The sequence below is a fragment of the Myxococcus sp. CA040A genome, from assembly GCF_013336725.1.
Lineage (GTDB): Bacteria > Myxococcota > Myxococcia > Myxococcales > Myxococcaceae > Myxococcus > Myxococcus llanfairpwllgwyngyllgogerychwyrndrobwllllantysiliogogogochensis.
This window is the reverse complement of the sequence record NZ_JABUMR010000011.1, coordinates 25,796-50,028: the sequence shown is the minus strand read 5'-3', so window position 1 is coordinate 50,028 and position 24,233 is coordinate 25,796. Positions and strand designations below refer to the sequence as shown.

Sequence of the window (24,233 nt, the reverse complement as noted above, 5' to 3'; positions counted from 1 at the left end):
GAGAGTGAAGGTTTGTTGCGGCGGACGCAACAACGGCACCGGCGTAGCGACACGGATTTCGAGGGAAGCCTGAGATGGCCTACTTCCTGCCTTCACGGGGAGTGCAGTAACCATCGCACCGGGCCTTGGGCCGGGTGCGAGTTCCCCACAGCAAGAGGAGTGTCCCCACATGTTTCATCCGGCTGAGTCACACCGTGGTTCTTCCAACGGCATGCGCGCGGCAACGCTCGCGATGCTCGCGGTCTTCACCGTTCAGATCGGCTGCAGCCGTGCTCCCGAAGCCAACCCGATGACCAAGGCGCGCGAGGCCCTGGCCGAGAACATCGTCTTCAGCGCCGTGGAGCCCGCGCAAGTCGTTGACGGGAGTCTGGAGCGGTTTGGCCGGCTGGGCATCGCGATGCATGACGAGGTGCCCCGTTTCATGAACTTCGTCCTGCGGCAGACGCTCGTCCGCGGCACGGAGGACGCCGTCCTCGAGGTGTATGACGAGAAGACCGGGGAGCGCACCATCTACACGGTGAACAACGAGACGGGCGACGCCTGGGTCCACCATGAAGGCGGCAAGCTGCACATGGTCTTCAACGCGGACAAGACCATCCTGGTGGGTGACAAGCTGGCCGCCAACGAGCAGGAAGCGGCCAGTATCCTCCTCGAGACCGGGGCGCTGGAAGCCGTCTCCGAGTACTCCCTGTTCACGATGATTGAAGTCATCAGCAAGTACCTTCCCGAGGACAATAATGGGAAGGGCGGCGCCGCGGCGGTGGTCGTCCTCATCGCGGTGGGCGTCTGGTACGTGGGCTCCACCGTCGGCTGCTCCCAGCAGTACCGGCGCAACGGCTGCAGGCTCACCGGGTTGAGCAACTACTGCCGCTCGTGGTGCGCCTCGTATTGGTGCCGCTGCTAGCAGGCCTCCCGGTGTTTCGAGCCAGGAACTGGAACCGTCCATGACTGTGTTGGTAAGGCACTGGCTCCTGGCCCTGCTTCTGGGGGCCTGCGCGTGTCGGCAGGCCCCCGGAGTGCAGGAGCGCGTCGTGGCGATCTACTCACGAGTGGATGTCGCCGAGTTGCAGCAGTCGCCGTGCTCGGATGCCCGCTGCCCGCATGTGGCCCTCGAGGACTTCTCCTGTCCCTCTGGAGTGAGGGCCGAGGTGCTCGTGCTCAGCGGACACAGCCTGCCGCCGAGCTATCTCAACGCGACCCCGGAGGACCTCGCGCGGGTGGTTCGGTGCTACCGCCCGGACCTCATCGTCCTGGATACCTGCTACGGCTTCTCCACGCCGCTGCTCACGGCGCTCGCGGAAGAGGCGCCGGGGGCCTGGGTGCTGGGCTCCACGTACAAGCTGCCCCTCGATGGGTTGCTCTATGACGAGGGCTTCTTCCAGGCCGGGAGCCCCGAGCAGCGCGCTCGATTCGTCCGGACGCGCTCTGGCAAGGCGCTGGAGTTGTGGCGGTTGGATGCGAAGGCCATGGACACGGCGCTCGAAGAGGTGTCGCGCTGGGAGCCCGCGGTGCTGGAGGCCCGGTTGGCGCGCAAGCACCCCAACCTCGTGAAGGTGGAGCTCCCGGGGGAGGCCACGGCGCTGGTCCCCGTTGCGCCCGAGAGGTTCCGGAAGCGATGATCCTGCTCCTGGCCCTGGGCTCGGGTGTCGCGCTGGGCGTCGCCTTCCTGTGGACGTGGGCGCAGCCCTTGGCCTGGGTGGGCATCGCGCTGTTGGGGTGGGCGCTCCACCGCGCCAACGGCTGGCGCCAGGCCGCCGCGGCGCTGCTGCTGTCCGCGCTGGTGCGCCAGGGCGTGGCCCTGCACTGGTGGGTGGGGACGGCGGAGTTCTACACGGCCCCCTGGCTTCCTCCTCCGTTCATCGTGGCGTTTCTGGGCTGGACGGCCACGGGGGTGCTGTCCCAGGTGCCGCTGCTGGCGCTGGCGGCGCTGCCCGTGAAGCGGGTGCCACCAAGGTACTGGTTGCCTTTGGGATGGGTGCTGGGCGAGGCGGGGCTGGAGGCGTGGAGCGGCTTCTCCATGACGCACGTGCTGCATTCCCAATGGATGCAGCCGCCCATCCTGAGGGCCGTGGGCTTCGTGGGGTGGGTGCCCACCCTGGTGCTCTGCCTGCTCGCCGCCGTGTGCGTTGGAGAGGCCGTGGCCCTGCGCTCGCGCCGCCTGTTGCTGCCGGCCGTGGGCGTCATGCTGGCCCTGGCCGCACTGCCCCGGCTGCCCGTGGCGGACGATGCGCTCCAGGGGACGGGCGTGGTCCACATGGCCTCTTCCGTGCGGGTGCCGGAGTCGGTGCCCGAGGCCACGGAGCGGCTCATCTGGCCAGAGTCCACGGTCCGGGGGCTCCAGCGGGGGACCGAGGGGCGTGTGTCACGGCCGGAGGTCCTCGAGGCCTTCGATGCGCGCCTGCCGGTCCCCGCCATCGCGGGGCTGATGCTCCGAACGCCCGAGGGTTTTTTCAATGCCGCCGCCGCCTTTGATGCGGACGGGCGTCTGCGGGAGACCCGAGGCAAGTCCATCCTCGTCCCCATCGGCGAGCGCTCCATCTTCGGGCTTCAGGGAAGAGGGGAGCCGCTGCTCGCAAGCCAGGCGCGACCGCTGCTGTCCCTCGCGGGGCGGAAGGTGATTCCGCTCATCTGCTACGAGGCCTTCAGTCGCGCCACCGCCTTGCGTGGACGGGAGGCGGGAGGAGAGCTGCTCGCGGTCCTGGCCAGTGATCTGCCCCTGGCTGGAAGTCGCTTCGCCGTGGACCAGGCCATCGGCGGTGTGGTGATGCGGGCGGTGGAGTTGCGCATGCCCGCGGTAAGAGCCTCGCTGGGAGGCATCGCGGTGGTGGTGTCTTCCGACGGCCGCGTGCTGGCGCGGAGCGCACCGGGGGCGAGCAGCATCCTCATGCTGTCCCCGCCGCCGCGGATGGTGGAGGCGATGCAGGAGTAGGCACGGTCCTCGTGGGCATGCGCCAGTCCTCGGGATGTCGATGTTCACGGGCTCAGCCGGCTGTGCGCGTGAGCTGACGCTCCTGCTGGTCGCCACCCTGATTGCCCTCCCAACTCCAGAGACAGACGTGGCGAGTCCTCCCGCCGCGTGGGGCCGGTGTCCTCGGTGCCCCGGGCACATCCTGCCTTCCAGGTCGCGTGCATCGCCCTCGATGTCCACCCTCCGACGTCGGGGAGTAACACTCGCCACCCGTCACACGTCTTGGATGGGACGGCGCGCAAGGGTGTGTCGAGACCCAAGCCCTGTCGCCGGCACTCGCAAGCCCATGTTTGCGTTTGACTCATCCTCTTTGTGGATTTTGTGTCAGTGAACAATGTATAAACTCGAAATCATGGGATTTCTTGCCGACCCGTGAATCCGGCGACGTGCCGGAGTGCTCATCCCTGGCAGGGGGCGCGGCCGTCCGCGCGGGTGTGAGACCTCGAATGCAACGCATGGTTGAGAAGAGCCAGCTGGACTGGCGCGGGATGCTCGTGTGCGCGGTGGTGGCCCTGGCGGCCGGCTGTGACAACGCGGCGCCGGAGGCGGAGCCGACCGGGATGGACCCGGCGGAGGAAGTGACGGTGGACCCGACGAGGCACCCGGAGCGCCGCGGCATTGGTGCCATGGCGCTGCCACCCATGGGGCCGTCGGCGATGGTCGTCACGGTGGACCCGCGCTCGTCGCTCATCATCACCGACGACGCCATCGTGAGGAACTTCCCGCTCGTGCGGGTGATGAGTCAGCTGGTGACGCAGTCCGGTGTCGCGGGGCTGACGCCGCTGGCGCTCTTCCAGGACTGGTGGAACACGGCGAACCCGCCCAACTGCGGCCCGCTCTTCAACGGCTTCCAGTATCAGTGTCCTCGCATCGAGGGGAACCAGGCCTTCGTCAATCCCTTCCTCAGCCCGGGCACCAACCCCGACGAGTATGTCCCGCTGGCGCTCGTCAACCGCTTCGACCTGGCGCCGGCGTCGGGCGTGGACTGCGGTGAGTACCGCATCGTCTATGGCAAGCGCTCCGGCATCCCCGGCGGTGGCAATCGCAACCTGCTCATCTTCGAGGCGGTGCTGCCCAACCCCAATCCGACCGCCGGCCTCAATGGCTGTGCGCCGGTGGCCAACTTCTGGGCCTCGCTGACGGGTGCGGCGCTGGCCACCCGCATCGGCGGGCTGCAGAACTTCTACTTCACGGGCCTGCCGGGCTTCATGCCGGTGGTCCACATCGACAACTACGGCAACCGGACGACGGGGAGCGTGCCGACCGGGCAGGTGCGCACCAACCAGTTCATCCAGCCGCCGTGGACGCTGCGGGAGTTCAGCGTGCGGCGCACGATGTGCGGCAGCGTGCCCTGCCAGCTGAACTTCCGGCCGGTGACGGTGAAGGTCAACCCGGGCGGCACGTTGTTCGACCCCGTCTCCGGGCACCCGCTGGCGCCGTCCTTCCAGAACGTCCTGTTCCCCTCGCAGGTGCCGGCGCTGGCCGTCACCGACATCAACCTGTTCAACAACACCATTCCGGACATGTTCAACAGCGGCCAGAGCAACGCGCAGGGCCCGGAGAACGACTACCGCTTCCAGTTCGGCCCCAACCCCAGCCCCTTCCGCACCAACATCCAGAACGAGCTGCTGCTGCTGGGCAGCCCGCTGCTGCCCCAGCACATCGTGGAGCGCTCGATGGCGCTGTCATGCGGCGGCTGTCACGAGTTGAGCAACGGGGCGAACCTGGGCGGCGGCCTCGTCTGGCCTCCGTCGGGCGGCTTCGTCCATGTGGGTGAGCAGTTCGACCCGGCCCCCGGCCCGTTCGGCCCGCGCTTCCGCATCTCCCCCGCGCTCAACGCCGTCTTCCTGCCGCACCGCCGGGCCGTGCTGGAGACGTTCCTCAACTCCTCGTGCGGGGATGCCGTGTGCCAGCCTTGGGAGTCGCCCGCCGCGTGCCCGGCTGACTGCTAGCCCTCCTTCGCGCAGGCAGGCATGGGAGTGGGCGCGGAGAGGTGCGTATACTCCGCGCCCACCATGACGGCGGACTCCCTCAAGCAACAGCTGCGGCGCACGCTGCGGCGCGACCTGTGGTTCACCCTCGCGCCCGCGGTGCTCCTCATCGGCATCGCCTTCGCCGCCGCGTTCCATTTCATCGAGCCCGCGCCCCCAAAGAAACTCGTGCTGGCCATGTCGCCCGACGAGGGCGGCTTCCGCTACTACGCGCGCAAGTACCAGGACTTCCTCTCCAAGCACGGCGTCACCCTGGAGCTGCGCTCGACGAAGGGCTCCATCGAGAATGTCGCGCTGCTGTCGGACGAGAACTCCGACGTCGACGTCGCCTTCGTGCAGAGCGGCACCGCGGGCGGCGAGAAGGCCGCGAGCGTCGTGTCCCTGGGCAGCCTCTCCTACGTGCCCCTCTGGGTCTTCTACCGGGGCGAGCCCCTGGAGGACGTGCGCCAGCTGAAGGGCCGCCGCATCGCGGTGGGGCCGGAGGGCAGTGGCACGCGCGCGCTCGCCGTCACGCTGCTGAAGGCCAATGGCATCGACCAGGCGCCCACGGAGCTGCTGCCGCTGGAGCGCGAGGCCGCCATCGAGCAGCTCAAGCAGGGCCACCTCGACGCCATCTTCCTCATCTCGCCCGCGGAGTCGCCCCCCATCCAGAAGCTGGCGGCGGTGCCCGGTGTGAATCTGCTCAGCTTCGCGCGGGGCGAGGCGTACGCGCGCCGCTTCCCGTACCTGACCCGGCTGGTGCTGCCGCGCGGCGTGTTCAACCTCGCCTCGGATATCCCCGCGCGGGACGTGGTGGTGCTCGCGCCGACGGCGAACCTCGTCGCGCGCGACTCCCTGCACCCCGCGCTCTCCTACCTCCTCATGCGCGCGGCCAGCCAAATCCACGGCAGCGCGGGCCTGCTCGATGGCGCCAGCGAGTTCCCCGCGCCGCGTGAGACGGGCTTCGCCCTCAGCAGCGAGGCCCGACGCTATTACGAGGCGGGAATCCCGCTGCTCCAGCGCTACCTGCCGTTCTGGGCGGCGAACCTGGTGGACCGGTTGTGGGTGATGCTGGTGCCCATCATCGCAGTGGTGGTGCCGCTGTTCCGCGCCGTCCCCGCGCTGTACCAGTGGCGCATCCGCTCGCGCATCGTCCGTTGGTACGCGCGGTTGAAGGAGATTGAAATCCAGCTCGATGAGAACCCCGGGCGGGACATGCTCGAGGACATGCTCAAGCGGCTGGAAGAGGCCGAGCGCGAGGTCAACCGCATCCCCATGCCGCTCGCCTACGCGGAGAACCTCTACTTCTTCCGCGAGCACATCGAGGTCGTCCGCCGCCGCCTCATCCGCCGACTCGACGGTGCGCGGGACGGGGTGGGCGCGCTCGTCCGCTCCGCCAACGCGTAGTCGGCCCCCGCCTGGCGCGCGGCGCCCGGCTCGGAGGCAGGGACTGCTCCGCGCCGCCGCGCACGGGAGGCTCCAGGTCCGTGCCGCGCGCCGAGGTGCCGAGCGCCAGGCGCAGCACCTGATAGGCCCGAAGCAGCCGGCGGCGGGTATTCACATGGGTGATGCCCAGCTCCACGGCCATGCTGCGGCCATCCAGCTCCCGCTCGAAGCGCAGCAGGCACGCCCGCCGCAACGGCTCCGGCAGCCGGTGGACGTGGCGCCACAGCAACTGGGATTGCTCCTGCTCCAGGATGAGCTGCTCCGGCGATGGGGCATACGCCGGCTGCACTGCCTCGGACGGGGCCTCGTCGTCCTGCTCGGGCGGCTCCTCCGCGCGTCGGGCCCGCCTGCGATGCAGGTCCACGCAGGCGTTGTGGAGGATGCGCGTCAGCCACGCCTCGGGGTTTCGCAGCCGCTGGACTTCCCGGGGCCAGGCCTCGGCGGCTCGCAGCATCGCGGTGCTCAATGCGTCCTCCGCGTCGGCCTGGTGGCCACCCAGGTGGCGCAGGCTCTTCGCGAGGAGCTTCGGGTGGTGGCACAGCCACAGCTCCCAGAATCCAGTCGTCTTCGCTTCCATGAGGGTTCTCACCGTTGGCAACCCCTCCGAGCGCCTCCTAGAGCAACCGCTGTGCCGGGGCGTGCTCCCTCGGAGAAGGGCGCAGGGGCGGGCGGCGCGGTGCTCGGCTGGCATGTCAGCGGCGTCGGCTGACATGTCAGCGTGTGCCAGCCCGGGGGCTCCCACGGTCCGTCGCGCTTCGGGCTCGTGTAGCCTGAGGGAGAACGCGGGCCCTGGCTCCGAGCGTCCCCCTCATGAAGCAGAGACTCCTCGACGACGTCTCCACCGCGAGTCCTCAGCGGCAAGGCGGTGATTCGCAGGCCACCGCGCACCTGCCGGCGCTGACGCTGGTCTCCCATCCGCTCGCCTCGCGGGTGGGGGAGCGGTTCGTGTTGGAGTCCCTGGCGCGCGGCAAGGAGGTGGCCCTGTCGCGCAACGAGCCGCTCTTCACGCGCGTGGGGGAAGTCATCGGCAGGCCGCTGGCGGACCCCTTCGTGAGCCGCCGTCCCCTGCGCTTCCTCCCGCGTCCGGAGGGCGGCGTCCGGCTGGAAGGGGATGCCGAGGGGACCCAGGTGATGGTGGGCGGGGTGCCAGGGGTGAGCTGGGACTTCCGACCGGAGGCGCTCGCGGCGGGAGTGACGCTGGAGCTGGCCGGGCGCGTGGTGCTGCTGTTGCACCGGGTGGCGGTGGACGAGGAGCGGTCCGCGGACACGTTGGGCATGGTGGGGCAGAGCTCCGCGCTGGGCCGGGTGCGCACGCGAGTCCGCCAGGTGGCGGACCTGGACGTGCCGGTGCTCATCCGGGGCGAGACGGGCTCGGGCAAGGAGCTGGTCGCGCGCGCGCTCCACCAGCGCGGCCCCCGTCGCAAGGGGCCCTTCGTCAGCGTCAACCTGGGCACGCTGGCCCGCGAGCTCGCCGCGGCGGAGCTGTTCGGCGCGCAGCGGGGCGCCTACACCGGCGCGTCCCAGAGCCGCGAGGGCTTCTTCCGCGCCGCGCATGGCGGCACGCTGTTCCTGGATGAGGTGGGCGAGGCTCCCGCCGAGGTGCAGGTGGCGCTATTGCGCGTGCTGGAGACGGGGGAGGTGTACCCGGTGGGCGCGCACACCCCCATCGCCACGGACGTGCGACTGGTGGCGGCGACGGACGCGCCCCTGGAGGACCTCATCGAACAGGGCCGCTTCCGGGCGCCCCTGCTGCACCGGCTCTCCGGCTACTCCATCCAGATGCCCCCGCTGCGCGAGCGACGGGAGGACATCTCGCTGCTCTTCCACCACTTCGCGCGGGTGGAGCTGGAGGGGCTGGGGGAGGCCTGGCGCCTGGAGCCCACGGACCCCTATGCGGAGCCGTGGCTGCCGGCCGCCCTGGCGTCACGGCTGCTGCGGCACGACTGGCCCGGCAACGTCCGCCAGCTTCGCAACGTGGCCCGCCAGCTCGTCATCAGTGGCCGGGGGCAGGCTCGCCTCCAGGTGGACGCCGCGCTGGAGGCGGAGCTGGCACCGAAGCCCTCGGGCGAGGAGGCGCCAATCCATGAGCCCACGCCCGTTGCCCGTCGCAAGCCCTCGGACGTGACGGAGCCCGAGCTGCTGGAGGCGCTGCGCGAGTGCTCCTGGGACTTGAAGAACACGGCCGAGAAGCTCGGCATCACCCGGGCGTCGCTCTACAACCTCGTCGACCGCAGTCCCCACATCCGCACGGTGAAGGACCTGGGCGCGGAGGAAATCACCCGCTGCTTCCAGGCCTGCGGTGGCGACCTGGACGCCATGGTGCGGAAGCTGGAGGTGTCCCGTCGCGCCCTCCAGCGGCGGGTCAGGGAGCTGGGCCTCGAGCCTCCCGAGTCATGAAGCCGTGGGGCGTGGCAAGCTCCACGGGCCACCGTCCGGGTCGGGCCAGTCCCGCGCATCCCAAGCGACGTGGCGGGGAGGCTTGCACCATGGATGGGCACTGGAAGCATTGGCTGGGCGTCGTCATGTTGTCGCTGGGGTGGAGCTGCGCGCCCGACACGTCGGGGCCCGCGGAGGTCGATGCGCGGGGCGTGCAGTCCCAGGCGGAATACGACGCCTCCGCCTGCGCCAAGCTCCATGCCGTGCCCTGTCCCATGGTGGACGGGGGGTGCCCCAAGCCCGCGGAGGGGACGCTGTGTTTCATCACCATCTCCCTGGGGGCCGACCCCGTGACGCCTCCCCGAAGCTGCGTCTGGCAGCGACACCTGCTCAAGTTTCAGCTCGCCCCGGGTGTCCCCTGGGCGTTGCTCAAGTTCCATGGAGAGGGCGCCGACGCCATCTTCGAGAACTACAACAAGGACGACATCAAGCTGGTGGCGGGGCCCATGTCGAGCTGGTGCCGCAGGGTCCGTCGCAATGCGGTCTGGAAGGACTACCCCTTCGTCGTCTCGACCGACACGGGCGAGGGCCAGCCCGGGGACCTGGAAGTGGTCAGGGATCCCAACGAGCCCGAGGAGGAGTGACGCTCCAGCTCTTCACGGAGGCGTCGCGCGGGAGCGGCCCGGCTCCGTGAGCAGGGGCGCCCAGGTCCGAGCGAGCAGGGGGCGCGTGGCGAGCGCGCTCGACAGGGCTTCCCGCGCGCGTGCCTGCTGACCGGGATGCTCGGCCGGGAAGGCCCGGGCCTGGGTGAGCTCCAGCGCCGCATGCAGCGCGCGCGCCTCTTCATCGTGGGGGCGCGCCTTCAGCACCGGGGCCACCCATGACAGGCCGCGCTCCAGCACCTCGCGAGGGTCCTTGTCCGCGAGCCGCCGCGCCAGCGCCCAGTCCAGGTGGAGCCGCGCCAGTGCGCGCCGGTCATCGTGGGGACGGGAGCTGACGGCGAGGGCCGCCTCGTGGGCCTGCTCGGCGCGAGTGAAGGCGGCCTCCCAGTTCTTCGAGTAGGGGACGCTCCAGGCCGCGCTCAGGCCGCGAGCCTCCGCGGCGTAGCGCAGTGCTTCCTCGTCCCGGGGGTTGCGTCGCAGGGCCTCACCCAGGGCCTGCTCGGCGGCGTCGAGCTCGGGCCTGGCGTCTGTGCCTTGCTCCAGCGCGAAGGCGGCGAGCACCCGGTGGGCCTGTCCCAGGTTGGCCCAGGCCGTCGAAAGGTCTGGCTGGAGCGCGAGCGCGGCGCGGGCCTCGCGTTGCGCGGCGCGGGCGTCGTCTCGCGGGTCTTCTCCCCGGGCCAGGCGATAGGCCGCGCGGGTGGCGTGGGCTTCCGACAGGTTGCTGTGCGGCAGGCCCTGCTTCGGGGCCAGTGCCAGGGCGCGGCTGAAGGATGCATGCGCTTCGTCCAGGGCGGGGAAGGGGGCCTCGCCGCGAAGCCACGCGGCCCGCGCGCGCTCCAGGTGCACCAGCCCCACTCCTCCATGGAGCTGGGGCACGTCCGCGTTGAGGGCCAGCGCGCTCCGGTACGACGCGAGCGCGGTGTCCAGGGAAGGACCCGCGTCGCCTCCACCGTCGCGCAGTCGCGTGGCGCGCAGCGCGTGGACCTGGGCCTCGTAGAAGTGGCTGACGAGGTTGCGGGGATTGAGCGTCCGCGCCTTCTCCAGCGCCTGTCGCGCGCGCTCCAGGTCCGCGTCCGCGTCGGGGTTGCGCGGGTTCGACGCGCGCTTGAACCAGGCGCTGCCCAGGTTGATCCACGCGTCGGGAAGCGCCTCGTCGATGCGGATGGCGGTGAGGTACGCGTCGATGGCGCGCTTGCGATGGCCGAGCGAGTCCTCGCCCACCGCGTCCTCGTGGTCCGCCCACACCTTGAAGATGAGGCCCAGGTTGGAGTGGTAGTCGTAGCCGCGCTCCTGGAGCGCCACGCCGTCGAAGGCCTCGATGGCCTGCTTCAGCGATTCCCGGGGGTCCTCGCTGCGCGCCTGTTGAATCCGGGCGCGCTGCCAGAGCACCAGCCCCAGCGCGTGGCGGACCTCGCTGCTCACGGGGTCCACGTCGAGCGCGGCCCGGGCCGCCTTCAGCGCCGCCTGGAGCGCGGCTTCCGCGTCGCCACCCTGTCGGCTCCGGAACTCGGCGAGCCTGCGATGGAGGTGGGCCTTGCGCACCAGGGACGGCAGGTGTCGGGGCGACGCGGTGAGCGCGCGCTCCAGGGCTTCGAGCGCCCGCTCGATGTGCGGTGTCACGTCACCCTGGCCATACAGGCCCATGCGCAGGGCCACCTGCTCGACGCCGGCCAGGGCCAGGTGTGACTCCGGCAGGCTCTCCGCCAGGGACGCGGCGCGGACATGGGCCTTCCTCGCCGCCTCCAGGTCTTCTTGCGCGCGCTCGCGACGTCCCGCGTCCCAGTGCCCGGTGGCGCGCGCCACCAGCACGTCACCCCTCAGGAGCGGGGCCTCGAAGAACCAGGGCAGCCGGTCTCCCAGCGCATCCAGCCGCTCCAGCGCGTCCTCGTACCGCTCCTCGTGGTACGCGAGCAGGGCCGCGACGTACTCGGCCGGTGGCAGGTCGGCGCCGCTGCCCTGTCGCAACCACGCCAGCGCGGGCTCCCGGTAGAGCGTCTCCAGCTCGCGCCGCCGCGCCTGTCGCTCCGAGGCGGGCAGGTGCTCGTAGGCGCGCAGCCGCTCCTGGTAGAGCTGCCCGAGCGCGAGCGCCAGCGCGCACGCGACGCGAGGCGTGCGGGTGCCATGCTCCCACGCCGCCTCCAGGTGCTCCCGGGCCCGCGCCGGTTCTCCGAGCGCCAGCCAGCCCCGGCCCAGCGCCTCGTTGCCCGGCCCGAGCGCGTGCTCGCCGCCCTCGCGCATCTCCCCCGCGATATCCTGGAGGCGCGTCTCCAGCACGTGCCGCTCATTCCGGGTGTCGTGCAGTCGCGCCAATGCGGTGTAGCGCGCGCGGGACTCCACGTGCTCGGCCAGCTCGGAGAAGCGCCGCGCCAGGTGTTCGCGCACGTCCGCGTCCCGGCGGGCCAGCACGGCCTGCACCCCGGCCAGCAACATCAGCAGGCCCGCCACCGCCGCGAGCAGCAACCCACGCCAGTGTCTGCGCGTCAGCCGCGCCAGCCTCCAGGCCGTCCCCACCGAGCGCGCGAGCACCGGCTCCCCGTCGAGGAAGCGCTGCAGGTCCTCCGCGAGCGCGCGCGCCGAGTCGTAGCGGCCCGCGCGCTCCTTCTCCAGACACTTGAGGACGATGGCCTCCAGGTCCGCGGGAACCTCGGGCGCGAGCACGCGAGGCGGTGTGGGGTCCTCGGTGGGGATGCGGCTGAGCACCTCCAGCGCGTTGCCCCCGGGGATGGGCGGCTGGCCCACCAGGAGCGCGTAGAGCGTGGCGCCCAGGGCATAGACGTCCGCGCGGCGGTCCAGGCGGTTCACCTCTCCGCGCGCCTGCTCCGGCGCCATGTAGTGCGGCGTGCCGAGGATGGAGCCCGTGGCGGTGGCCCCCTCTCCCGGGTCCCTGGCGAGGCCGAAGTCCATGACGTACGGCTTCCACTGCCCGTCGGCCGTGCGCTCCACCAGGATGTTGGACGGCTTGAGGTCCCGGTGGATGAGGCCCGCGCGGTGGGCGGCGTGCACGCCCTCGGCGGCCTGGGCCAGGATGAGCGCCTTCTGCTCCAGGCTGAGCACGCCCGCGAGCTGGTGGAGGGGCTGGCCGTCCACGTACTGCATGGCGATGTACGCGCGGCCCTGGACCTGGCCCACTTCGTACACCTTGCACACCCGCTCGTGGTCCACCCGTGCCTGGGCCTGCGCCTCGGCGACGAAGTGCCGCGCCCGGTCCGAGTCGTCGTCCCTCACGAACTTGAGCGCCACGGGGCGACGCAGCACCGGGTCCTGGACCAGGAAGACGCGCCCCATGCCGCCCTGTCCCAGGAAGCGGATGGGCGCGTAGCGCTCCCAGCCCGGCACGGGGAAGCCAGGCTCCGGCTCCGGCTCCAGCGCCTTGGGGGGCCCCACATGGCCGGTGGCGGTGGGGGCGCCCACCAGCGCGCCCTGGAGGGCCGCGCGCGACGCGCTCCTCAGCGAGGCGAGCGTGTGCTCGGACAGTCGCCCCCGCTCCCGCAACAGCTCCAGGGGCGCGGCCTCGCGTCGCAGGGCCTCCGCCCGCAGCGCCTCCACTTCGCTGTCCGAGAGCAGGCCCTCGAAGAGCACCGCCCGCAGCTCCGCCTCGTAGTCCTCGCGCATCGGCGTTCCCAGGCTCGTGTGTCCGCGGCCTTCTCTACCGAGACGACGGGCGGGACGTTTTGTACCACCCGCCCCCCACGACATCCCCCGTGCACGGGGCGGGCCTCGTTGATATGCAGGGGGCGCCGGACGGCGGTCGTCGTCGTCTCGCGTGTCCCCTGGAGGCCCCATGCACGCCGACATTCATCTTGCCGCGGTGGGAGTCCTGTTCACCCGGAGGACGCGGGCCTGGTAAGGCCGGCGTGAAGGCCCGTCACAGCGCGGTCCACGTCCCCCCGGGTGCCCCTGAAGAACCGAGGTGCGCCGCAGGCACCGCTCTGTCCGGAGTCTTTCCACGTGTCACTTGAAACCTTTGGTTGGGGGCCCGAGCTGGCCCAGGCTTTCTCCGTCGTCGTCGCGTCGTCCCCTCTGCCCCTCGTCCCCGGCCGCGTGGTGCGCCAGCACCGAGGGCTCGTCTCCGTGCAGACCGCCGAGCGCACCCTGTGGGCGCGCACCGCGGGAAAGCTGCTCCACCAGGCCCCCGGCGCCGAGTCGCTGCCCACCGTGGGCGACTGGGTCGCGATGCTCATGCCTCCCGGAAAAGGGGAGGGAATGCTGCACGCCGTCCTGCCGCGCAAAAGCCTGCTCGTGCGCCGGGAGGTCGGCCGCGAGCAGGGCGGCGGCCAGCTCATCGCCGCCAACCTGGACGTCGTGCTGCTCGTCGCCGGGCTGGATTCGAACTTCAACCCCCGCCGCATCGAGCGCGCGCTCACCCTGGCCTGGAGCAGCGGCGCCACCCCCGCGGTGCTGCTCACCAAGGTGGACCTCCACGACGACGCGACGTCGCTCGTCCAGGCCGTGGAGGCACTGGCCCCCGGGGTCCCCGTGCTCGCGCTGAGCTCATGGACTGGCGAGGGGCTCGACGCGGTGCGGGCGCTGCTGCCCTCCGGCAAGACGGGCGCGCTTTTGGGCTCCTCCGGCGTGGGCAAGTCCACCCTCGTCAACCGGCTGCTGGGCGAAGAGCGCCTGGCCACCCAGTCGGTTCGCGTGGAGGATGACAAGGGGCGTCACACGACGACGCACCGCGAGCTGTTCCTCCTGCCCCACGGCGCACTGCTCATCGACGGCCCCGGGATGCGCGAGCTGGGGCTGATGGGGGATGAGGAGGAAGGCATCGAGCAGACCTTCGCCGACATCCTCGAGCTGGCGGAAGGGTGCCGTTTCAACGACTGCACCCACCAGGGCGAGCCGGGGTGCGCCGTGCGCGCCGCCGTCAAGGCCGGAACACTTCCCGAGGAGCGGCTCTCGAGCTTCGAGAAGCTCCAGAAGGAGAAGGCGTTCCAGTCGCGCCAGACGAGCCCCGCCGCGCAGCGTGAGCAGCGCAAGTTCGAAAAGGGCCGCACGGTGATGGGGTGGGAGAGCTCTCGCGCCAAGCGCCGCAAGGACTGAACCCCGGGCCGAAAATCGCCGCGGAAATCCCGCGCTCAAGGATTTGGACCCGTCGCGTTTGGATATTTCGAAAGGTGGGGACATCCGGGCAGAGCCGGGGTGTCCAAGGGGTTCAGACGCAGAGCGTCTGAAGGGCGGTTGGGGGGAGTGTCCGGGCGGTTTGCCGGCACTCGAGTTTTCGAACGCACTGCGTTCGAGGGGGGACGAGGCGCGCCGGGGGGCTCGCCTCTGACCTTGTGAGGGGGCGCCCCTGGGGAGGGGCGTGGCTTCCGGAGGGCATGCCGAGGGGCGTGCCCGACGTTGGACCGGAAGTTCGAATTCGAGCAGTCCATACGGCGGGGAGCGCGTCGAGGGGGCGCGCTCCCCGCGGTTCTTTTCAGGGCCCGTCCAGGCCCGCCGCGCGTGAGCTACCGCGCGGAGTCGGACGAGGGCATCAGCTTGATGGGCTGACCGTCGTCCCCCGTCACCACGTCACCCTGGGTCTTCTGCTGCTGCACGCTGGGCTCTCCCACGGAGAAGGTGGCCACCTTCGTCATCGGAGCGCCTCGGAAGGTGCCGCTGATGGCGACGACGAGGAGCGAACGCCCGTCGCCCGGGGTGAAGTCCACGTCCAGGGTGGTGGTGGTGGCCTGCTCGAAGCGGGCGCCCCGCAGGGGCGTGGTTTCGCTCGTCACGCGCAGCCCGTCCAGGCCGGAGATGTCCACCTGGACGTCGTCCGCGGGGCCCTGGAAGCGCAGGGTGACGGTGGCCTTGTCGCTGGCCAGCGTGGCGCCCACCTCCACGGGCGCGCTGATCTTGCCGGTGGTGGCCCCGTCCGCCTGCGACGAGGTGTCCGCCGTACCGCTCCCGGCGGGGCTGCTCTTCGCCGGAGACGTGCAGGCCACCGGCGCCACGAGCGCGAGGAGGCCGGAGAGGAGCGCGGGTGCGATGCGATTCATGAGAACTCCTGGGGGAGACTGAAAGAGGCGAGGTCCGTTCATGGGCTGGTGATGGAGACGGAGTAGTTGTAGGTGCCCGTGCTGTCCTTGAAGCCCGTCACGATCAGCACGTATTGACGGTCCGCCTGGCTGGAGAAGCGGAAGGACTCCGTGCCTCTGAGGAAATCGTCGGCGAAGCCCGCTCGGGTGCCCTGCTGGAGGGCCTGGATGCCCACGTCCTCGGTCGAGTTGGCGGAGATGATCACCGTCCTGCCCGTGCCGTTGAAGACGTAGTACCGGTTCTGCTGTTGCTGGTTGGAGGGCTTGCCGCCCGTGAGGGTGCCGTTGGCGTTGTACGGCAGCGACGACACCGTGGTGTACATGGCCGCCAGTTGGGTGTCGCCTTCGCCGAAGGCGGAGCGAATCGAGCCGATCTGGTAGTGGGCCGCGAGCGTGTCCAGGGCCGCCGCGTTGACGCCCGGCTGCGCCTTGAGCCCGTGGATGAAGGAGCCGATGGTCGTCAGCGCGGGCGTCGTCTTCTGCGGTCCCACCAGCACGTCGTACAGCGTGCCCAGGCCGATGTTCACCTGGTCATACGAAGCCTCGGCCGCGCTCGAGGCGTCGAAGATGTCATAGAGCAGCCGCATGACGCTGAACTCGGAGAAGACGCTTGGCGTCGGGTCGTCCGCGGCCGCCGTCTCCATGTCGAAGCCGAAGGCGGTCTGCCGGCCTGCTCCCCAGGAGGTGTCGACGTAGAGGGGGTCCGGCAGGAGGATGGCGGAGAGCGCGTTGCCGTAGCCCTCTCCGAAGGCGATGCGCGGATCCAACACGTCGCCGCCGATATGCTGGCCGCCCGGGTTGTCCGAGCGGGAGAGGTTGGACTCGAAGTAGTGCCCCCACTCGTGGACGATGACGTGGTTGTCGAACTCGTCGGTGTCCGCGCCCTCCTTGCCGAGCACGTAGACTTCGTTCTCCGAGGGCGAGAAGTGCGAGGTGCCAATCTGCCCGGTGGAGGTGTCGCCGCTGTTGTTGCGCTCCGCGATGTTGTTCGGGCTCCAGTTCACCTTGAGCGGTGGAAAGGGGACCGTGCGCACGGCGAGGAAGGCCCGTGACGCGGTGTACATGCTGTCCAGGATGGCGAAGGGCGCGGCGACCCGCTGGCTCGGGTTGTAGGAGGAGCCCGTCCAACCGTGGCCCGCGTGCAAATCCCTGCTCGTGGTGCCGCCGGTGATGGTGGCGGACACGGCCCAGATGGCGTTGCGCGCCGTGTTGTCCTCCACCTGGATGGCGGGCGTGGTCGTCTTGGCCAGGGTCGCGAGCGTCAGGTTGGCGCCGGTGCCGGCGGTGTAGGTGAGCTGGTAGCGGCCGTCCTCGTCCGTCGTCGCCGTGCCGAGCACGGTGGTGCCCCGCATCACCTGGACGGCGGCGTTGCGCACGGGCCGCACGCTCGTCTGTGCGAAGGCCAGCATGCCGCCACGGATGGGCGTGGTCGTGAGGATGGCCGGAACAAAGTCGTACGTCACCCTGCCGGTGAGGGTGGCGGTGATCGGCGGGCCCGCATCGGGCTCGGGCACCCCCGCATCGGGATTGCCTCCGCCGTCGGGCTCGTCGTCATTGCCGTTGTCGGTACAGCCGAACATGGTGAGACTGAGCGCGAGCGCCAGCATCGCGCTGGTGCGGCCCCAGACCGATTTGCGAGACACGTACATTCCGTCCTCCCCCTTCCTTTCGCTTTCGATGGGTGGCGGGCATTCTCGGCGGGTCCTCCTGGAACTTCAAACGTTGGAGGGCGGATGCGGCCCGTGAGCCGCGAATTGTCGGGGAAGGGTGTGCACTCTGGCCGGGAGCGTCCGGGCGTGCGGGCCCGTCCTCGAGGCTCGGCAGGCAGGCCGGCCTCGCCTCGGACCCAGGTGTGGGTTGGCGTTGGAGCAGGGCGCACGCATCGTTCACGCAGGCGTCGCGCGCGGGGGGCGAGCGACCCCCTGGCCCATCGTCTCCTCGCCATGCCCTCTTCGACCGACAGTCCGAGCCTGCCTCGCCCCACCGGGAGGGATGCGCCTGTCGAGGGCGGCGAGGGCTTCTTCCAGTCCGTCGTCACCAGCATGGCGGAGGGCGTGGTGGTGGCGGACGAGCAGGGGAGGTTCGTCTTCATCAACCCCACCGCGGAGCAGTTGATGGGGGTGGACGCCTCGGGCACGGCGCTCTCCGAGTGGTCATCGCACTTTGGCCTCTTCCTGCCGGACCAGGTCACGCCGTATCCCCCGGAGGACCTGCCGCTGGCGCGCGCCATCCGGGGCGAGTCGATGAGTCAGGTGGAGATCTTCCTGCGCAACCCCGAGAAGCCCTCGGGCGTCTGGCTGCTGGTGAGCTGCCGACCCGTGCGGGACGCGAGCGGAGCACCGCGCGGCGGGGTCGCCGTCTTCACCGACATCACCGAGTTCAAGCGGGCCGAGCAGGCCCTGCTCGAGAGTGAGCAGAAGCACCGGATGCTCTACAACAACACGCCGGTGATGATGCACTCCATCGACCGCGAGGGCCGGCTGATCAGTGTCAGCGACTGCTGGCTGTCCACGCTGGGCTACCGGCGCGAGGAGGTGCTGGGCCACGACTCGGTGGAGTTCCTGTCCGAGGAGTCCACGCGGCTTGCCCGGGAGAAGGTGCTGCCCGCCTTCTTCGCGACGGGCTTCTGCAAGGACGTCCCGTACCGGCTTCGCAAGAAGAACGGCGAGTACCTCGACGTGTTGCTGTCCGCCATCGCCGAGCGCGACTCGAGCGGCGCGTGGGTCCGCTCGCTCGCGGTGCTGCTCGACGTGACGGAGCGCAAGCGCGCGGAGGAGGCCCTCCTGCAGAGTGAGCAGCAGCTGCGGGCCATCCTGGACAACGCCACCTCCATCTTCTTCCTGCTCGACACCCAGGGTCGCTACGTCTTCGTCAACCGGCAGTGGGAGTTGATGTTCCGCCGCACCCGCGAGGACGTCATCGGCAAACAGGTCCACGACCTCTTCCCGCCGGAGGTCGCGGACGGCTTCCAGCGGATGACCGGCGCGGTGCTCCAGCGCCGGATGCCGCTGGCCCAGGAGGAGCGCATCCCCCAGGAGGACGGCCTCCACACGTACATCACCCAGAAGTTCCCGCTCATGGACGCCCTGGGCGTGCCCTATGCCGTCTGCGGCATCTCCACGGACATCACCGAGCGCAAGCGCCTGGAGGAAGCGCAGCGGTTTCTCGCCGAGGCGAGTCGCGAACTGGGCACGTCGCTCGACTACGAGACGACGCTCCAGCGCGTCGCGGAGCTGACGGTGCCCCGGCTCGCGGACGTGTGTGTCGTCTTCATCCCGGGGGAAGGCGGGCGACTGCGTCCGGTGGCGGTGTCGGCCCGAGAGCCCGGGCAGGCCGAGGATGTGCGAGCGCTGCTCTCGGCCCACCCGCTGCTTCCAGATGTCCACCGGGGCCCGGTGGCGGTGATGGCGACGGGGCGCTCGGAGTGCTCGCGATTGCCTGGGGGCATCCTGGACAAGGATGGGCTGGATGCGAGGCAGTGGCGCCGCGTGCGCGCGCTGGGCGGTCGACCCTCCCTCAGCGTGCCGCTCCAGGCGCGCGGCCGGAGCCTGGGCGTGCTGACCCTCCTGTCGACGTCGCGGTCCGCGCGAAGCTTCGGCGCGGACCAGGTGGCGCTGGCGGAGGAGCTGGGGCGCCGCGCGGCCTTCGCCATCGACAATGCGCAGCTGTACCGCAAGTCCCAGGAGGCCATTCGCGTCCGCGACGAGTTCCTCTCCATCGCCTCCCATGAGCTGAAGACGCCGCTGACGTCCATGAAGCTGCGCATGCAGCAGATGGCGGCCCTGCTGTCGCGGCCCCGGCCCGACTCGACGCTCGCCGCCAGGCTGTCCAGCATGCTCTTCGTCTGCGAAAGCCAGCTGTCGCGGCTGTCGCGACTGGTGGAGCACCTGCTCGACGTCTCCCGCATCCACGAGTCGCGGCTCGCCCTGCGCCCGGAGGAGATGGACCTGTCGGTGGTGGCGCGCGACGTGGCGGCCCACCTCCGGGAGCAACTGGAGAAGGCAGGCTGCGAGCTGGTGCTGGAGGCGCCACCGTCGCTGCCGGGCCGCTGGGACAGGCTTCGCGTGGAGCAGGTGATGATGAATCTGCTGACGAACGCGGTGAAGTATGGGGCGGGCCAGCCCATCTGGATGCGGCTGGCCTCCCACGACGAGCGGGTGTGGCTGAGCGTGGAGGACCGGGGGATGGGCATCCCCCGCGAGGCCCAGGCGCGCATCTTCGAGCGCTTCGAGCGCGCCGCCTCACCCAACTATGGAGGGCTGGGACTGGGCCTCTTCATCACCCGACAAATCGTGGAGGCCCACGGTGGCCGGGTGTGGGTGGAGAGCGAGCCGGGGCGGGGCGCCCGCTTTGTCGTCGAGCTGCCCCAGTGGACTCACGTCAGCGGGCCTTCCACCAGCCGCAGCACGTCCGCCAACACGCCGGACGCCGTCACCGCCGCGCCCGCGCCGTAGCCCCGGATGACGAGCGGCGTGGGGCTGTAGCGCTCGGAGAGGAAGCTGAGCGCGTTCTCTCCGCCCTTCACCGCCGCCAGCGGGTTCTCCAGGGGCACGGCCTTCAGGCCCACCGCGCAGCCCTCCTGTCCGACGCTGCCCACGTACCGCAGCACCTTCCCCTCGTCGCGCAGGCGCTCCACGCGGCGCTGGAAGGCGGCGTCGATGCTCGGCAGCCGTTCCAGGAACGCGTCGAGCGGGCCGTCCGCGTCGAAGTCCGCGGGCAGGAGCGACTCCAGCGCCACCTGCTCCAGCTCCACCTCGCGTCCCAGCTCCCGGGCGAGGATGAGCACCTTGCGCGCCACGTCGGTGCCCTGCAGGTCATCGCGAGGGTCCGGTTCGGTGAAGCGCTTCTCCATGGCGGTGCCCACCGCCTGTGACAGCGGCACGCCCTGTTCGGTGAGGCCGAGGATGAAGGACAGCGAGCCGGAGAGGATGCCTTCGATGCGGTGCACCTGGTCTCCGGTGCGCAGCATGTTCTTCAGCGTGTCGATGACGGGCAGGGCCGCGCCCACGTTCGTCTCGTACAGGAAGCGGCGCTGGTGGCGCGAGGCCGTCTCGCGGATGGCGCGCCAGTGGGCCATGCGTCCCGCGTTGGCCTTCTTGTTGGCGGTGACGACGTGGAGCCCCGAGGCCAGGAGGGACGGGTAGGCGAGCGCCACGTCCTCGCTGCTGGTGCAGTCCACGAAGATGGGACGGCCCGGGCGCTTCTCGCGCGCCTGCTCGCGGAAGGAGTCCAGCGACGCGGACGCGGTGCCCGCCTCCAGCTTCTCCTTCCACTGCCCCAGGGGGATGCCCGCGGGCTCGATGACGCCCTTGCGGCTGTTGGCGATGGCGCACACCCGCAGGTCCACGCCCTGGGCGCGCAGGTGGGGGGCCTGCTGACGAATCTGCCGCATCAGCTCCCCGCCCACGCTGCCCACGCCGGCCACCAGCAGCTCCACCACCTCCGTGGTGCCGAAGTAGCGGTGGTGGACGTGGGCCATGGCGCGCGGGCCGTCCGCCTCGGTGATGACGGCGGAGATGCTGCGCTCACTGGAGCCCTGGGCGATGGCGGCGATGCTGCAACCCACGTCGGCCAGGCCACTGAAGAACGTGCCGGCCACGCCCACGCGGTGGCGCATGCCGTCGCCGACGATGCTGAGCACCGCCAGCTGGCCCTGGCGCTCAATCGTGTCCACCTTGCCGGCCTCGCGCTCCACCTCGAACTCGGTCTCCAGCGCGCGCACGGCGGCGTCGGACTCCGACTGCTGCACGCAGAAGCTGATGGAGCACTCGCTGGAGCCCTGGGTGATGAGGACCACGGAGATGCCGGTGCGGGCCATGGACGCGAAGACGCGCGCGGCGGTGCCCGGCACGCCCTTGAGGCCCGCGCCGGCGATGTTGATGAGCGCCACGTCGCGCAGGAAGGACAGGCCGCGCACGGGGTGGTCCGGCGGCGCGGCGGAGTCCGTCACCAGGGTGCCGGGGTGCTCGGGCCGGAAGCTGTTGCACACGCGCACGGGGATGCCGCGCTCGCGGGCCGGGGCAATCGTCTTGGGGTGGAGCACCTTGGCGCCGAAGTACGCCAGCTCCATCGCCTCCTCGAAGCTCACCTCCGCCAGGGGGAAGGCCTCGGGGACCAGCCTCGGGTCGGCGCTGAAGATGCCGTCCACGTCCGTCCAGATTTCGAGGAGCCGGGCATCTAGCGCGGCCGCGGCCAGCGCCGCCGAATAGTCCGAGCCTCCGCGTCCCAGTGACAGCGTCTTGCCGCGCTCGTCACCGCCGAAGAAGCCCGGCATCAGCATCAGCCCGGGGCCGCTCGCGTCGCGCAGCGGGGCGAAGCGTGCGCGAATCTCGTCCATGCGCGGCGTGGCCTGGAGTGGGTCTCCCGTGCAGATGAGCACGTGGCGCGGCTCCACCGCGTGCGGGGACAGCTTGCGCGCCGACATCAGCGCCTCCAGCAGCAGACAGGAGGCGCGCTCGCCCAGGCCGGACAGGTGGGCGAGCACGGAAGGGGAGCACTCGCGCAGGAGGCCCACGCCCTGGAGCAGGCCGCGCAGCTCGGTGGAGATGGCCGCGAGCCCCAGCTCCAGCGGCGCGAGCGCCTCCAACTCGCTGCCCATCTCCCGGGCGATGGAGAGGTGGGTCTGCTCGAAGCGGGAGAGCGCGGCGTCCACCGCGCCGCCCTCCTGTGCGAGCCGCGCCGTGTCCACCAGGAGGTTGGTGATGCCGGTGACGGCCGAGGCCACCACCATCACCCGTGTCTCCTTGCGGGCCTGCTCCACCAGGTCCACCACGCGCCGAATCTGCGCGGTGCCGCCCACGCTCGTCCCGCCGAATTTCATCACGCGCATGACGGCACCTCGTGGAGGGCGGGGCGGCGCGAGACTGCGGACTGGCGGGGCGTCGTCGAGGTCTGGGTCTGCATGGCGTTCCAGGTGGGTGGAGGAAAACGAAAAAGGCCCCGCGCCGGGGAGCGCGGGGCCAGGTCGGAAGCACTGCCGATTCCGAGCTAGACCTCCCGCGCTCCGCGAGGAGTCGTGGTGGTAGTGGTCGTCGTCGTCGTGCGAGTGGAGGGAGCGGTCGCCGCGCGCGCGAAGGACGGGGACGTCTGTCCCCGGGTCCACGCGAAGTCCTGGCGCATGCCGTTCACGAAGTGGAACGCTGACCGATGACCCCGGTGCGAGTCAAGCCACCCTCCCGAACGAGCGGGCGAGGGCCGTGTCGCTCCATCAGTCCCACGCCACCCGGTGGAGCGTCAGGGCGTCCTGCTTGCCCTTGACCCGGGTGGGCGGCAGCGTCGTCAGGCGCCAGGTCGACTCGCGCAGTCGGGCGCGCGTGGCCTCCGAGAGGACGACCTCTCCCGCCTTCGCCACGCCGCACACGCGACTGGCCACGTTGGTGACGTCACCCAGGGTGGCGTACTGCAGATAGTGCCCGGAGCCGATGTTGCCCGCGGCGGCGGGGCCGCTGTTGAGGCCTACGTGGATGCGCAGCTCCGGGTGGCCCTTCGCGCGGAAGCGCGCGTTGAGCGCCACCAGCGCGCGCTGCATGTCCACCGCCGCGCGCACGGCCCGGTCCGCGTCGTCGTCCCGGGAGAAGGGCGCGCCCCAGACGGCCATCAGCGCATCGCCGATGTACTTCTCCAGCGTCCCCTCGTGACGGAAGACCGCGTCCGCCATCACCGGGAAGTACTCATTGAGCATGTCCACGACTTCCCGGGGACGCAGCGACGCCGACAGCGGCGTGAAGTCGGAGATGTCCGCGAAGAGCACCGTCACCTCCGTCTCCACCACCTCCAGCGACGCGCCCGGTGACGCGTTGAGCCTGCGGACCACGGCGGGAGGGAAGAAGCGCAGGTACGTGTTGCGCAGCACGGCCTCCTCTTCCAACCGTCGCGCCAGCCGCGCGTTGTCGATGGCGACCGCGGCCTGGTTGGCGAAGGCGGTGAGGAACTCCAGGTCCTGCTCCGTGAAGAGCCCGCCCTGCGAGCGGTTGTCCACGTAGAGCACGCCCAGCCAGGTGTCGCGCGGACGCAGCGGCACGCACATGGCGGAGAGGATGGCCTGCGAGCGGATGGAGGCGGAGCTGTCCAGGCGCACGTCTCGCTGGGCGTTGGCGAAGAGGGACGCCAGGCCGTGGGTGCGCACGAAGTCGACGATGCGCTGGCTGAAGAAGCGCTCCGGGAGCGTCTCTCCGCTCGCCGCGCGCGCCACGCGAGGGCGCAACTCTCCGGTGGCTTCGTCCACCAGCAACAGCGCCGCGCGGTCCACGCCGAGGATGCGGAAGACGAGCTGGAGGATGCGCTCCAGCAGCGTGTCCAGCGAGCCGGGCGAGGCGAGCAGTTGCGCCACGGCGAGCAGCACCTGGAGCCGCTCCCGCGTCGTGTCGCCCTCGGGCTCCGGTCGCACCCGCAGCCGGGGCGCGTCCGCGTCCAGCAGGGTCTCCAGGGGAGACAGGGTGAAGCGCGTGTCCAGCGTGCGCGTGTGCAGCGGACTCAGCTCCTCCTCGCGCTCGGGGTCGCCCGCGAGCAGTTGGAACCACACCTCGCCGCAGCGGAAGGCCTCGCCTTCCTGGAGCACGTGCCGCTCGACGCGGACCTCCCCCATGAACGTGCCGTTCTTGCTGCCCTGGTCCACCAGCACCACGCGCGAGCCCTGGCGCTCCAGCCGCGCATGGCGCCGCGAGATGCTCTTGTGGAGCACGCAGACGGAGCTCTCGTCCGTCCTGCCGATGGTGGTGGTGCCCTCGGAGAGCAGGAGCTCCTGCTCTCCCTCCCGCCCGGGGTTGAGGATGAGACGCATGGAGTGGGGAATGCT

The 24,233-nt window shown here is 70.7% G+C and carries 15 protein-coding genes; 9 read left to right on the top strand and 6 right to left on the bottom strand.

What is annotated here, in order from left to right; all coding sequences use genetic code 11:
* Nucleotides 1–169 precede the first annotated feature (169 nt).
* The 5 genes from HUA75_RS38740 to HUA75_RS38720 all read left to right on the top strand — a co-directional run bounded on the left by HUA75_RS38740 (nucleotide 170) and on the right by HUA75_RS38720 (nucleotide 6,345).
* Complete coding sequence (locus HUA75_RS38740) at nucleotides 170–904, top strand: hypothetical protein (protein WP_141643819.1); 735 nt, start codon at nucleotides 170–172, stop codon at nucleotides 902–904.
* A 127-nt stretch (nucleotides 905–1,031) separates the two neighbouring features.
* Nucleotides 1,032–1,619, top strand: coding sequence for a hypothetical protein (locus tag HUA75_RS38735; protein WP_174489315.1), 588 nt, complete (start codon nucleotides 1,032–1,034; stop codon nucleotides 1,617–1,619).
* Nucleotides 1,616–2,929: a nitrilase-related carbon-nitrogen hydrolase gene (locus HUA75_RS38730; protein ID WP_174489314.1), complete on the top strand. Its 1,314-nt coding sequence runs from the start codon at nucleotides 1,616–1,618 to the stop codon at nucleotides 2,927–2,929. Before HUA75_RS38735 ends, HUA75_RS38730 begins: the two co-directional genes overlap by 4 nt.
* A 485-nt stretch (nucleotides 2,930–3,414) precedes the next feature.
* Nucleotides 3,415–4,920: a hypothetical protein gene (locus HUA75_RS38725; protein ID WP_217446483.1), complete on the top strand. Its 1,506-nt coding sequence runs from the start codon at nucleotides 3,415–3,417 to the stop codon at nucleotides 4,918–4,920.
* A gap of 63 nt (nucleotides 4,921–4,983) precedes the next feature.
* On the top strand, nucleotides 4,984–6,345 hold the full coding sequence (locus HUA75_RS38720; protein ID WP_141643823.1) for a TAXI family TRAP transporter solute-binding subunit: 1,362 nt from the start codon (nucleotides 4,984–4,986) through the stop codon (nucleotides 6,343–6,345).
* On the opposite strand, the gene HUA75_RS38715 is transcribed toward HUA75_RS38720, so the two are convergent.
* Nucleotides 6,281–6,961, bottom strand: coding sequence for an RNA polymerase sigma factor (locus tag HUA75_RS38715; protein WP_174489312.1), 681 nt, complete (start codon nucleotides 6,959–6,961; stop codon nucleotides 6,281–6,283). The two genes, HUA75_RS38720 and HUA75_RS38715, sit on opposite strands and share 65 nt — an antisense overlap.
* Nucleotides 6,962–7,194: 233 nt before the next feature.
* Here HUA75_RS38715 and HUA75_RS38710 point away from each other — a divergent pair, with 233 nt between their 5' ends.
* A complete protein-coding gene (locus HUA75_RS38710) occupies nucleotides 7,195–8,781 on the top strand; it encodes a sigma 54-interacting transcriptional regulator (RefSeq protein ID WP_174489311.1) in 1,587 nt (528 codons plus the stop codon).
* Between the two features lie 89 nt (nucleotides 8,782–8,870).
* Nucleotides 8,871–9,404: a hypothetical protein gene (locus HUA75_RS38705; protein WP_174489310.1), complete on the top strand. Its 534-nt coding sequence runs from the start codon at nucleotides 8,871–8,873 to the stop codon at nucleotides 9,402–9,404.
* A 12-nt stretch (nucleotides 9,405–9,416) separates the two neighbouring features.
* On the opposite strand, the gene HUA75_RS38700 is transcribed toward HUA75_RS38705, so the two are convergent.
* A complete protein-coding gene (locus HUA75_RS38700) occupies nucleotides 9,417–13,034 on the bottom strand; it encodes a serine/threonine-protein kinase (protein ID WP_174489309.1) in 3,618 nt (1,205 codons plus the stop codon).
* A gap of 336 nt (nucleotides 13,035–13,370) precedes the next feature.
* Here HUA75_RS38700 and rsgA point away from each other — a divergent pair, with 336 nt between their 5' ends.
* Entirely contained in the window at nucleotides 13,371–14,462 is a 1,092-nt protein-coding gene (rsgA, locus tag HUA75_RS38695) for a ribosome small subunit-dependent GTPase A (RefSeq protein WP_141643828.1), read from the top strand.
* A 407-nt stretch (nucleotides 14,463–14,869) separates the two neighbouring features.
* Here the strand turns inward: rsgA and HUA75_RS38690 are convergent, their stop codons facing one another.
* A complete protein-coding gene (locus HUA75_RS38690; protein WP_141643829.1) occupies nucleotides 14,870–15,400 on the bottom strand; it encodes a hypothetical protein in 531 nt (176 codons plus the stop codon).
* A gap of 38 nt (nucleotides 15,401–15,438) precedes the next feature.
* Nucleotides 15,439–17,088: a hypothetical protein gene (locus HUA75_RS38685; protein WP_174489308.1), complete on the bottom strand. Its 1,650-nt coding sequence runs from the start codon at nucleotides 17,086–17,088 to the stop codon at nucleotides 15,439–15,441.
* A gap of 294 nt (nucleotides 17,089–17,382) precedes the next feature.
* Between HUA75_RS38685 and HUA75_RS38680 the strand changes: the two genes are divergently transcribed.
* Nucleotides 17,383–19,893, top strand: a complete 2,511-nt coding sequence (locus tag HUA75_RS38680; protein ID WP_174489307.1) for a PAS domain S-box protein — start codon at nucleotides 17,383–17,385, stop codon at nucleotides 19,891–19,893.
* On the opposite strand, the gene thrA is transcribed toward HUA75_RS38680, so the two are convergent.
* Both thrA and HUA75_RS38670 read right to left on the bottom strand, forming a co-directional pair.
* Nucleotides 19,815–22,268: a bifunctional aspartate kinase/homoserine dehydrogenase I gene (thrA, locus tag HUA75_RS38675; protein ID WP_174489306.1), complete on the bottom strand. Its 2,454-nt coding sequence runs from the start codon at nucleotides 22,266–22,268 to the stop codon at nucleotides 19,815–19,817. The two genes, HUA75_RS38680 and thrA, sit on opposite strands and share 79 nt — an antisense overlap.
* A 378-nt stretch (nucleotides 22,269–22,646) precedes the next feature.
* Nucleotides 22,647–24,218: an adenylate/guanylate cyclase domain-containing protein gene (locus HUA75_RS38670; protein ID WP_174489305.1), complete on the bottom strand. Its 1,572-nt coding sequence runs from the start codon at nucleotides 24,216–24,218 to the stop codon at nucleotides 22,647–22,649.
* Nucleotides 24,219–24,233: the final 15 nt, after the last annotated feature.